This window comes from bacterium (assembly GCA_030655055.1).
In the GTDB taxonomy this organism is placed as follows: Bacteria; Edwardsbacteria; AC1; order AC1; family EtOH8; genus UBA5202.
Map to the genome: position 1 here is coordinate 1 of JAURWH010000191.1, position 12647 is coordinate 12647.

Sequence of the window (12647 nt, forward strand, 5' to 3'; positions counted from 1 at the left end):
TAACAAATTTGTCAAGCGATTGCAATCAAAAAGGGGGAGAGCAAGCTCTCCCCCTTTTTTGTCCCGAAACCTGGATCATTTGATCACCAACATCCTCTTGGTGGCCTTATAGCTCCCGGCCTCCAGCCGGTACAAATACACCCCGCTGGGCAGGCTTTGGACGTTCCAATTTATTGAATGGGAGCCAGGAACCTGAACTCTCTGGTCGAAGCTCTTGACCAGTTGCCCGGCTATGTTGTAAACATTCAATTTTACCGGCGAGGGGTGGGCCAGCTGATAGCGGAATTCCGCTGATACTTTGACCGGGTTGGGGTAAACATTGGAGAAGGAGAAAGCTTTGGGCTTTTGCTGTTCACCGGGTTGCCCCGCTACTCCGGTCCACCCGGCGCTGGAGGTTAAAATAGCCCAGGTCAGGGGCTGGATTGAATCGGCGTAAGAAGGCCAGGAACCGAACATATCGTCACCATCGGCAAAAACTGAAAATCCCACCGAATCTGTTGTCCCCGCTGTTATTCCTATCTTGTTCAACGGCACCACGAATTCAGTTATCAGGTCGGTTTTGTCGGAGAAAACAGAACGCCATAAGGAAACCGGCGTCTGTTCCCAGTTATTGTTGCCGTAAAATTCAACCGCTTTGCCTTCAAAAAAGACACCGAGCCGGATATCGTCATTTTCCAACGTCTCTGTCCTGTTCATCAGAGTGTCAAAAAGCAGGTGGTGGAAAGCGATGCCAGAGGCAATAAAGCTGGGAGTTTTCAAGACAAGATAGAGCGTGTCCTGGTTGTATTTTACCCAGAAGGAATCCGGGATAAAGGCTTTTACCTTGTTGAATATCCTAAAGGTGTCGCAATAGGCATCGGCCCACTCAGCCGGTTCTATGGCTCCTTCGAAAACTGGCACGGTGCCGTTGGGCACGTCAATCACTTCAATCACCGGCATGCCGGTTCCGGTCAATCCGGCCGTCAGCGGGCTGTTTTCGGCTTCGCCGGAGTAGACTGTGACGGTATCAACAATTGAACCGATGAAATCCGGCTTGAACCAAAGGGTGACCTGAACGCTGTCGCCCGGAGCGACAGTTGAATCGGCTGGAGGATCGGCCCAGCAGTTCACGGTGACAAATTTCAAGCTTTGAATCGAGAAGGGAAGGCTGCCGATATTTCTGATGTAAAAACCGTTCCAGGCAAGCGAGTCCCCTACCGTTACGGAGCCGAAATCATGCTGGGCGAAGTTCAACTCCATTACCGGCGGGATGGGAAACTGCAATATTCGCAGGCCGTCGCCGGTGGAAACATAGGCATAACTACCGGACATGACCACATCCATAAAAGTTGCCGGGACATAATAAAATCCGGCCTGGGCCGGACTGGCCGGGTTGCTGATGTCGACCACTTGAAGGCCGCCGTTAGACATTGAAAAGTTGAAATAATCGATCACGTAGGCATAATTGCCGGATACCGCCACTTTTCTGACAGATCCATCAGCAATACCATAATCGCCAACCTCATGCAGCCCTCCGTTCAAGTCCAGAATTCTCAAACCGGAGGCTTCGTCAGCCACAAAAATATAACTGCCCGAAGCAGCCACGCCAATTGCATTCCCCGGGGTATCGTAGGAACCAACCTCGCCGGGAGTGGCCGGAACGCTTTTGTTTATCACCCGCACTCCGGAAGTCCGGTCTGCCACGTAGGCATAAGCGGTATAGCTGGCCGGTAATGCTACGTCATAAGCCTTATCCGGAGTGTCAAAAAAACCTGTTGGGACCGGGTGGGCAGGGTCGCTGATATTGACAATCTGCAGGCCGGAATCCTCGGCGGCCACATAGGCATAGTTCCCAGATACCTCCACAGCCATGGCATTCCCCGGAATGTCATAATAGCCGACCTCTGATGGAGAAACCGGGTTGCTGATGTTAAGCACCCTCAGGCCGAACCAGTAATCGGCCACATAGGCATAATTGCCGGACACCGCCACGTCGTAATAAGTGCCGGAAGTGGCAAAGGATCCGGTCAAAGCAGGGCTGGCCGGGTTGCTGATGTTAATGATCTGTAATCCGCTAGTGCCTGCTGTTACATAGGCGTAATTGCCTGAAATCGCCAAACCCCTGGCATAATCCGGGGTGCTACAGAACCCAATGGTTCTGACGTTCAGGCTGTCGGCCAGGCTGATGGTGCACCAGCCAGATAGGATCAGAGCAGCGACCAACATTTTTCTCATGACTTGTTTCCTTCCTTGTTAATTATGAGTTATTCGCTTGGGCGAAAATCTTCATATTCAACCAAACCGATGGAGGACAAACCTGGTATCAACCCTGATCACCAAACCGCCTGGAAGGAACCATTAGAGTATCTTTTTCCCAATAACTTGCATCAGGTCCTCGATCTTCACCCGCTCCTGCTGCATGGTATCCCGGTCACGCAGGGTCACGGTCCCGTCCTCCAGAGACTGAAAATCCACCGTCAGGCAGAACGGGGTGCCCACCTCGTCCTGGCGGCGGTAGAGCTTGCCTATCCCGGCGGTATCGTCGTAGACCGCCCGGAAGTACGGGGAAAGGTCGTTCTTGATCTTCTTGCCCAGTTCCACTATCCGGGGCTCGTTCTTCTTCAGTGGCAGCACCGCTACCTTGATGGGCGCCAGTCTGGGGTGCAGCCGGAGCACCGCCCGGGTGTGCTCGTCACCCAGTTTGCCGGCGATCAATTTCACTTTTTTCACCAGGTCCAGCTTGTCGGCCCCTGGCAGGGAGCAGGCAGCGTCTATCTGAAGCAGTTTGCCCGGCAGGTCTTCCCTGGCCGACAGCAAAGCTTTTTCCAGGGCCGCCAGCTGCTGGCCGTTGGGGATCTCGTCTCCCGGCCTTTTGGCCGCCTCGGCTATCCTTTTCTGGATGTTCTTCAAGGCGGCATCCATGGCGTCCGACAAGGGCTTTACCGCGGCCTCATCGGGACGGGAGAGCTGCTCCTCGTCATAGGCTTCGCACAAAAAGGCCAGGGTGGCCCGGTCTGCCCCGGCCGAGGGCTCGATCACGAAGGGGATGTACTTGGCGCCCTTCTTTCCGGTGGCGGGATCAACATAGGCCTCGTCAAAGTATTCCAGCTTTTCGGTGGAATGCTCGTTCTTGTTGAGTTTGAGCCTGGCCAGGTCAGTTTCGGGAACATTATTGCTGTGGGCAGTCAGGTCGTAATCCTGGCGGTTGGCCACGCCCTCCAGCTCGCTCCAGCCAAGCGATCCGGGAAAAAGATATTCCAGGTCCACGCAGGCCTTGGCATAGTGGGCCAGCTCCTCCTTGGCCTGGGGGCGCTTCTTTAATCGTTCCGGACTGAGTCCCAATTTCAGATACCAGTTATAGCGGGCCTCCACCCACTCCTGGTGCAGCTGGTCGTCGGTCTTCTCGCCGGGCTGCAGGTACTGGGGGGGCTTGCAGAAATACTCGATCTCCATCTGCTCAAACTCCCGGGTGCGGAAGGTGAAATTGCCGGGGGTGATCTCGTTGCGGAAGGATTTTCCGATCTGGGCGATGCCGAAGGGCAGCTTGCGGCGCATGGACTGGAGGACGTTCAGGAAATTGGTGAAGATCCCCTGGGCGGTCTCGGGGCGGAGATAAGCCAGACCTGATTCATCCTGGACCGGACCCACATGGGTCTGGAACATCCCGTTGAAATTGCGGGGCTCGGTCAGCTCGCCGCCGCACTCGGGGCATTTGTCGCCCTTGACATGGTCGGCCCTAAAACGCTTGCGGCATTTCTTGCAGTCCACCATCGGGTCCACAAAGGTCTTCTCGTGGCCGGAATACTGCCACACCAGGCGGTTCATGATGATGGCGGCGTCCAGCCCCTCCATGTCCTCCCGGCCGTAGACCACGCTCTGCCACCAGGCTTTTTTGACGTTGTTCTTCAGCTCCACCCCCAGCGGGCCGTAATCCCAGGTGGAGCCCAGGCCGCCGTAGATCTCGGAGGATTGGAATATGAATCCCCGCCGCGTGGACAGGGATACTATTTTTTCAAAGGCATTTTCCGGTCTGGACACGTATGTTCCTCGCAATAGGTTTTGGTTTCCATTGATTTTTAATTATACCCCTTTAGACCGGATAAAATCAAGCACAATAAAAAGGGGCGGCCCCCATGGCCGCCCCTTTTGTCGCTAAAATAACCGGGGTTACCGGATCACGGTGAACCTTCTGATGGAGTTGTTATCCCCGGCTGTCAGACGGTAGACGTAGATGCCCGAGGACACCTTCCGTCCGTTGTCGTCGCAGCCGTTCCACTTGACCGTGTGGTTGCCGGCCGGAAGATTTCCGCTGACTAGGGTCTTCACCCTCTGCCCCAGCACGTTGTAGATACCCAGGCTGGCCTGGGCGCCCTTGGCCAGTCCGAACCGGAACTCGGCAGAGTTCCTGACCGGGTTGGGGCTGGTTGGCATCAGGTAGAAGCTGTAGCTTATGGTTCCGGGCTGACCCTCCACTCCGGTGGGTGTGGCCGAGGCTTCGTTGGACCAGACGCTGAAGGTGTCGGCATGCGCTGCCCAGGGATAAGTTGAACGAACAACATAGTAATATGTGCTGTCGTTGGCCACGGAATTGTCATCGTATGCCAAGTTTGTTGTTCCGTTCAGGAAGGCATATGGTCCACCGGCTGTGGTCGATCTGAAGATCTGGTATTCCCCGATGTTCTTGACCGAAGCCAGCGCTCCGACAGCTGGTGCTGTTGACAAGACTTTGGACTTGGGAAGCTTCTGATCCGTATCCTTCAAAACAGTCAGCTGGCCAAGTTTGCCCAGGTCGGATATGGTCAGTGCTTTTTTGCTGTAGGTTGAGTAGGAGACCACCGCCCGTGACATCCAATGCCTGGTCCTTAAGTACCAAACGCCTCCGTTCTTTACCAAGCTCCGGTATGGAGCCTGGTTTTGATCGTCAGTGAGCCCGTAAGGCAGGCCGGTTGTCTTGATCTCGTATCCCACATGGAAATCTCCGGCGGGATAGATATTGAGTGCAGAAACATCGATCACTGTCCAGTTGGGATAGGCCGACGGGTATATTTTGAACGGGGCCACCAGTTCCGTGGCTTCGTCCGGGACTCCGCCGTCATCGGCGTAAATGTGGACTGTCAGGGAGTCTAACGAAGGCTGTTCGTACCACATTGAATACAGTTGTTCAATCTTGCATCCCTGATGCTCCGGCGTCATCCGGGTGGTGGTAATGGTTCCGGCGGTCCAGCTCGAAATATAAGTGGGAGTGTTGTTGTCAAACAACAATGTAGCAACAGGCGCCGACCAGGTCAAAGGAACTGATCCATCCTGGCCATCGGTGGCCCCAAGCGAGGAGGGAGCGTAGGGTGATATCACCGTAAATGTCATATCCTTCAAACCGGTGAATATAGGATAAGTCGTCTCGCCTCCACCGTCGTCAGCCGCCCAAAGGTAGTAATTCACTATCGTGGACGGTGCAAACGGCCCGGCGATGGCGAACTCAAAGGTATCGGTGGCTCCTATCTGGGTTCCGCTAACCGCCGACCAGGTGATATTGTTGTAGGTGTAATAAAGGCTGTCCGCAGCTATGCCCGCTTTGGCCAGATCGTATATTCTAGCCTTGATCACGAACGGGCCGGTGCTGTCAAAGGTGTTGGCCGGCTGGGATACCATCTCTATCACCGGAGCCTGGTTGTTAATGGTGGTAAAGGTAATGAAGGTGTCCGGCAGGTTGACCAGGCTGTTGTCCGAGGTGTCGGTGCCGGCGGTCACGATCACCGAGTAGGTGGTGCTGTAGTCATAGGGCGTGCCCGGCGTCAGCGTCATGGTATCGCCGGTAGCGCTCCAGCTTAAGCTGTAGCTATAGGTGGGAATGGCATACCCGGTGATGCTGGTGGTGTCCATCGGCTCGGAGAAGGCGATGACTATCGGCGTATTCAGCCCCACTCCGGTAGTCCCGTTAACCGGGGAAGTTGAAACGATATAGGGCGGGATGGCGTCCTGGATATGCGCCAGGTCCCAGTCGGTCAGCTTGGCGTAGGTGTCCATGCCCTTGAACCGGCGGTTGTCGTCCCAGTTGAAGAGTATCTTCTGGTCGTTGCAGGCCACCCGCTTGCCGCCCCAGAAATACCGGTTGGACATGGTTGTTCCGTTGACTACCACGTTGCCGTCAACCGCAACCCCGTCCACATATTTTTGTGCCATGATCTCGGCTACGTCTCCGTTGCTGGGATCGTTGCGGTAGTCCTCCCAGGCGATCACCATATTGTGCCCGTCCGGCGAAATGACCACGCTGGGATAATAGTGATAAGCCACCCCTTGGGCATCGTCATTGACAATGAAGTTTCCGCCGATGGTGTCCCCGTTGGCATGGTACCTCTGGGCGTAGATGTCGGGATAGGAATCGTCGTAGCGGTAGTCATACCAGGTTATCACGAACCCGCTGTCGGCCATGGCCACGCTGGGCTCGTATTGTGAATTGCCGCCGTCGTCCACCAGGAAGTTCCCGCCAATGGTATCGCCATTGACGCTGAAACGCTGGGCGTAGATGTCGTAGTTGCCGTTGCGGTAGTCGTCCCAGGTGATCACATAACCGCTGCCGTTGGAAGCCACTTTGGTATCAAACTGGACGCTTCCGCCATCATCCACCAAAAAGTTTCCGCCAATGGTGTCGCCGTTGGTTTTATACAGCTGGGCGTAGATGTCGGCATTCCCGTTGCGGTAGTCGTACCAGGTGATCACGAAGCCGCTGTCGCTGGCCGCCACGTCCGGGTCATACCCCTCGCTGCCACCGTCGTCCACTAAAAAGTTGCCGCCCACAGCAGTGCCTACCGAGTCAAAGATCTGGGCGTAGATGTCTCCGTACCAGCTCATGTCGTAGCCGCCCCAGGTCACCACGAAGCCGCCGCCGGGCAGGAAAGCCGCTTTGGGATCGTCGCCGTAGCGGCGGGTCGCCGCCAGGGTATCGTTGATGATGAAGTTGGCGCCCACCGGGTTGCCTGACGGATCGTAAAGCTGGCCGTACTGGTCCTGCAGGTTCCAGCTGCCGTCGTCGTTCCGCAGGTCGTACCACACCGCCACCGACCGGCCGGAGGCATCCATGGCCACCGAGGCGTCCCACTGATCGGCGGTTCCGGTGTCGTTGTTGGCCATGAAATTGCCGCCTAATGGTGAGCCTGTCGAACCATAGCGCTGGCAGAAGATGTCGTAGTACCCGCTGGGGTTGTAGCGGGTATCATACCAGACGATTGCAAATCCGCTGTCATTGGCCGCCACGCTGGGAGTATAACAATATATTGAAGTGGTATCATTCACAATGAAATTACCGCCCATGGCCGAGCCTGCCGGGTCATAGCGCTGGGCGTAGATGTCCCACTCACTACCGCTGCGATAGTCGTACCAGGTGATCACAAACCCGCTGTCGTTGGCAGCGATATTGGAGGCCCCATACTGGTGCTGGTCATAACTCCCGCCGTCATCGTTCACCATGAAGTTACCGCCCAGGGTATCCCCGTTGGCCTTGAACAGCTGAGAATAGATATCCCAGTTGCCGTTGCGGGAATCTTCCCAAGTGACTACGAAGCTGTTCCCATTGGCCACCAGGCTGGGGTTGTAGTGATAGTTGATGCCGGCCCCGTCGTCGTTGACCAGAAAGTTGCCGCCCATGGTATCCCCGGCTGCATTATAGCGCTGAGCATAGATGTCCTGGGTGCCATTGCGCTCGTCCTGCCAGGTCACTATAAAACCGCTGTCGTTAGCCGCCACAGCAGTATTAAATTGGTGGCTGGTCCCTCCGTCGTCATTGACCAGGAAGTTGCCGCCCATGGTGTCACCGGCGGCATTATAGCGCTGGGCATAGATGTCCCAGGTGCTGCCGCTGCGGAGGTCATACCAGGTCACCACGAAGCCGCTGTCGCTGGCCGCCACGCTGGGGCATTCCTGGGTAGAACTTCCGCCGTCATCGTTCACCAGAAAATTCCCGCCCAAGGCTGAGCCGGTCGAAGAATAACGCTGGGCATAGATGTCATTGTCGTTCCCGTTGCGGTAATCATACCAGGTCACCACAAACCCATTTCCGCATGCGGCCACGGCCGGGGAAAAAGCACTATTGCCGGTGAAATCGGAAATCCGGAAATCGTCCCCCACCGGATTGCCTGTAGGGTCAACCAGACGGCCGATAATCTGGTAGTCGTAGCTGTTGCTCTTGTCGTACCAAACCACCATCATCTCCCCGGAAGACAGCAGGGCCGCCTTGGGATCGTACTGCTCACCGGCGTAATAGCCAACACCTTCGGCATCGTCGTTCACCAAGAAGTCGTCCTTGACCAGTCCTTTGATGCCGGGCTTGGGCTGGGCCTTGCCCGCCTTGGCGGGTTTGGTATTCAACAGTTTGGAGACGTCCGGCCTTCCGGGCATCTGGGGCCTTGCCGGCGAAGCCTTGGCGTAGTCGGGCCTGTCCGACGAAGCCTTGGCGTAGTCGGGCCGCCCCGGCTGCTGCTTCAGCTGGGCTGGCTGCTGTTTCTGGGCCTGGGGCTGTTTGTGCCGCAGGTGCGGCGGCAGCGGACGGCCGTCCGCCCCCAGCTCCGGCTTGGCCCAGGCCAGGCTGGCAGACAGGACCAGGACCAGTGCAAACATCACTCTCTTGACCATAAGACTCCTTTTTATGGGTTGGTTTATGTATTGGGTTTTGTTTTTTCAAATGAACAAACCATAGTCTATCAAAAACGCCGGGCTTTTTCAATGGAAATCTACAAGCCCACCCCGCAAAGCGGGATGGGCTTGTAGAACCTGATATTTTAACAGTCCTTTATTTATTGCGGCCAGCCAGGAGGCCCGGGGATGGTCTTGGCCGGAGTGGCCGGCGTCTCTTCATCCCCGCTGTTGGCGATGATTATGGCTGCCACAGATCCCGCCACCACCGCCGTGGCCCCGGTGACAATGGCCGCGGTGGAGGCATACCAGGCGGTGGCGGTGGCCGCTCCCATGCTGCCCAGCTTGATGGCCGCTCCGGCCCATAGCATCATAAAGGATATCTTGGCGGCGGTCATGGCCACCGGGTGCCGGGCCGAGTCGCCCTTGCTTACGGTGGTGGTCATCTTCTCGCCCACCATCACCTCTTCCCCGTTGTCGCCCTTGATCCCCACCTCGCCCTTAAGCACGTCCAGCTCGGTGGAATCCCCTTCCACGTAGATGCCGAACACCGTTCCCCGGATCCCGGCCACCGCGGTGGGGGTTTCCACCAGGAACTTGGAATCCAGCGAACTCATCTTGCGGACGCATCCCAGCACCTTGCCGGTCCGGACCTTGAACGAATTGACCACGCTCATTGAAGGTTTCTTCTGCTTCTCCATCCGCTGGATCAGAAGCAGGCTCTTGTCCTTCATCTTCAGCACGCTGCCATCCTCCAGCACTATCTCGGCCTCGGCTCCGTCCTCGGTGGAGATCTTGTCGCCGGACAAGAGCTTCATTTTGACCGAGGCCTTGGTCCAGGTGATGCCCTGGGATTTCTGGACCTCCACCTGGCCTTTCATGAAGTTGATCTTGGCCTCGGTGGGCTTGTATTCGGCCAGGGCCGGAGCGGCCAGCCAGAGCATTTGGAGGGCTATGACAGCCAGGCTGATGGCTCTTTTGCAGGTATTGTTGATCATCATTTTATTTTCCTTTCGCCTATTGCAGCTTGACTATCTTTTGGGCGGCGCTCCGGCCGGAGGCATTGAGCCTGACTATGTATACCCCGGCCGACAGGGCCCGGCCCCCGTCATTCCGGCCGTCCCAGACCTGGGAATAGTATCCCGGAGGCAGGTTCTGACTGACCAGGGTCCTCACCCTCTGGCCGGTTATGTTATAGACCGCCATGCTCACCAGCCCGGCCTGCGGCAGCTGGTAATTGATGGTTGTTCCTTTAATGAAGGGGTTGGGGCCCATCCGCCCCAGCCCAAAGGTAAGCGGCGTCAGGTTCCGGCCGTCAAACGGGCTGGAGGAATAGACCACCGCCAGTTCCTGGGAACCGGAAAAGCCGATCGTCTTCTGGGTCTTCAGGTCGAAGGTCTTTCCTTTTTTCCGGTCCAGCAGGTAGAGGTAACCTCCGTTCCCCGGCTCTCCGGTGATCTGGGTATTCAGCACCACCGGCTGATCGGCCTTGGCCGCCTCGATCATCAGCGGCCATTCGATGTAGTCTGCCGCCGGACGAAAGTCGGTCTGATAATCCTGGCATGGACCCTGGTTCCAGTCCTGATGCAAGAAAAAGGCTTTGACGTTACTGGAGATCAGCGGGGGCTTTTCAGCATCCAGCCGGTCGTAGGCTTCCCTGGCCTGGGGAGAGACTCCCAGCTTAAGGCCCCGATCCACCGCATTGCCGGAAACAACATCCATGGCCAGCTGCCAGTCGATCTGATATTGGGGGGCCTTGGCCGGTTCAACCTGCCCCTTGCCCATGAACCGCTCCATCATCAGGGTGCAGGGCCTTACGGCATACAGGGCATAGCCTGTCCAGGGATGCATCTGGTCCCCGGCGTTGTAGGGGGTCAGGCTGTCCCAGGTCCCGTTGTTCTCGAAATCCGGGCTGGCATCCTGCCAGTTGTACATCCTCTGGCGCACCACGCTGTTGACGGTGGAATCCGTGAAATTGACAAAGTGACCGATGGTGTCAGTCCATCTGATAATGGCGTTGGCCAGGGTGACCGTGGTGTCAAATGGATCCCCGATCAGGTTCCAGCCGCTGTCTATGGGCTGGTTGAAGAAGTTCATCAACCTGGTGCCCTTGACCTCCACCTGGGCGTTGCCGGCGGTGGCCAGCCAGTAGCCCTGACCGCTGGAGAGGTTGGGCTGCTCCGCGTAGCCCGATGACGGTTTGTATCCGAAGATGCGCCAGGTGGAATCAGAATAGGCCCCCAGCTCGTCTCCCAGGATCTGGGCCGGGGTGGAGTCGACCGGGGACAGCGGCACCGAGAACATCCGGTAGGCCCCGCCGGCCAGGTTAAAGCTCATCGAATCCGGCATCACCGTGGTAAAGCTCCACTGGTAGGGCGGGTTCAGCATGGGATTGCCTGATTTATCAGCCGCCGAGTCGACCCGGAAGCTGTACAGTATGCCGGGCGCAAAATCGCCGTGCGACATGATCACCTGGCTGTCCCCGCTGATCCAGGACAGGTTCCAATACAGCGGATCGGGTGTGCACCGGAACCGGAAACTGGCGGTGTCCATAGGCTCGGAGAAGCTGACCACCACCTGCTGCTGCAGAAGGATGCCGGTGGCTCCGGACGAAGGACTGACCAGGGTTACCGCCGGGTTGGTAGTATCAACCATCGGGTTGAAGATGGTCATGGAATCCCGGGCCAGGGTGAACTCTGGATTATCGGCGAAATTGCCGGGGTGGCTCAGCACTATCGACCCCCCGTCGCTGGTACCAAGAATGTTACGGGTAACGATGACGGGGAACTGCCAGCCCGGAGTGGCCCCGTTGTCATAGCGCCCGGCCACCATGGTGGATTCGTCGGCTGCCTCGGTGAATCCCGTGTTGAAATCGCCCGCCAGATAGTTCAGGGTGATCAGACTGGCGTCGGCCGCCAGACCGGCCCCGGAGAAGGACCAGAACTTTTTAAGACAGGAACTGGAGTCGTTGGCCAGGGGATGCCCCGCTCCCTTGATCCCGGCGGTGACGAAGGCCGGAACGGTATTGTTGTATACCTGCACTGAAACCGGACTGGGTCCGGCGCCCCAGGTTCCCAGTTCGTAGGTGATGGTGGTGTCGGCCGTCCACGGGATCAGCTTGGCCAGTTGCCCTTCCACGAAAGAGGTTCCCTGGACCCCGGCGCCAAAAGTATCTACTGTTACCGTGTTGGCCCCGGTGTTAAGCATGCTGTATAAGGTCAGGGTTCCCGGGATGGTGCGGCCGGCATGAAGCTGCAATGCCCCGCCGGTGGATACCGTCAGGTTGCGGGGGCCGGCCATGCCGGGGAATTCATAGTTGGAAGTAGTGTCAACCGCGACATTATTGTATTCCAGGGTGGCCGCCGGACCGTAGATCAGCTGGCCAAAACCGATCTTTCCCGATGTCTGCTGGTAACTGACGCTGATACGGGTGGTGTCCGCCAGCTCCAGTCCCGCCGGACTGTTAAGGACCAGGCTGCCCAGCTCTTTGACCGAAGCCGGCAGGGAGACCAGATAGGGGCTGTTGAAAATCTGCAGGGTCGAGGTGCTGTCGGTCAACAACTGGCCCGTGAACAAGTCGATGGTGTCACGCAGGGTCAGGGCATTGCTGCCCAGGGATAGAGCCCCTTCAAACAGACTCAACCTGCCGTTCACCTGTTCGTCAAATGAGATAGCCACTGTATCATTGGGTAAAGCGTTGATGGAGAGATCGCGCAGGTCGGTGGCGTTGCCGGGAAGCTCGTTCCCCGCCGCCAGCTGGCCCCCGCCGTGGGTCTGGTAGACCACATCATTCGGCCCTTCGCGCACCGGCGGCATCATCAGGATGCCGGAGCTGCGGACCGTGGTCAGGCCGGAACGAAGGGTGAGATTGGTGGAATTATCCACCACCCCCTGCCCCAGCTGCAGTGTGTCGTGCAAAACCAGCGCGGCGGTGACCATCAGGGAGCTGGTCCGGTTCCAGGCCAGCTTGCTTAAATGGTTGACGGTCGAAGGCATCATCTGGCTTACGGCATTCCCCTGGAAGACCAGGGAAGAAGTGCTGT

The 12647-nt window shown here is 57.3% G+C and carries 5 protein-coding genes; all 5 read right to left on the reverse strand.

Annotated features, from left to right (window positions below; translation table 11 throughout):
* Window positions 1-75 precede the first annotated feature (75 nt).
* A complete protein-coding gene (locus Q7U71_08995) occupies window positions 76-2214 on the reverse strand; it encodes a T9SS type A sorting domain-containing protein (GenBank protein ID MDO9391891.1) in 2139 nt (712 codons plus the stop codon).
* Window positions 2215-2337: 123 nt separating this feature from the next.
* On the reverse strand, window positions 2338-4017 hold the full coding sequence (glyS, locus tag Q7U71_09000) for a glycine--tRNA ligase (protein ID MDO9391892.1): 1680 nt from the start codon (window positions 4015-4017) through the stop codon (window positions 2338-2340).
* A 129-nt stretch (window positions 4018-4146) separates the two neighbouring features.
* Window positions 4147-8604: an Ig-like domain-containing protein gene (locus tag Q7U71_09005; protein MDO9391893.1), complete on the reverse strand. Its 4458-nt coding sequence runs from the start codon at window positions 8602-8604 to the stop codon at window positions 4147-4149.
* A gap of 161 nt (window positions 8605-8765) precedes the next feature.
* On the reverse strand, window positions 8766-9605 hold the full coding sequence (locus Q7U71_09010; GenBank protein MDO9391894.1) for a FecR family protein: 840 nt from the start codon (window positions 9603-9605) through the stop codon (window positions 8766-8768).
* A gap of 16 nt (window positions 9606-9621) precedes the next feature.
* Window positions 9622-12647: Ig-like domain-containing protein (locus tag Q7U71_09015; GenBank protein ID MDO9391895.1), on the reverse strand; the 3026-nt coding region annotated here is incomplete at its 5' end.

Bases quoted from the DNA above. Each gene is read 5' to 3' on its own strand.
- Q7U71_08995 (MDO9391891.1), bottom strand. From the start codon at position 2,214: ATGAGAAAAATGTTGGTCGCTGCTCTGATCCTATCTGGCTGGTGCACC.
- Q7U71_09005 (MDO9391893.1), bottom strand. From the start codon at position 8,604: ATGGTCAAGAGAGTGATGTTTGCACTGGTCCTGGTCCTGTCTGCCAGC.
- Q7U71_09010 (MDO9391894.1), bottom strand. From the start codon at position 9,605: ATGATGATCAACAATACCTGCAAAAGAGCCATCAGCCTGGCTGTCATA.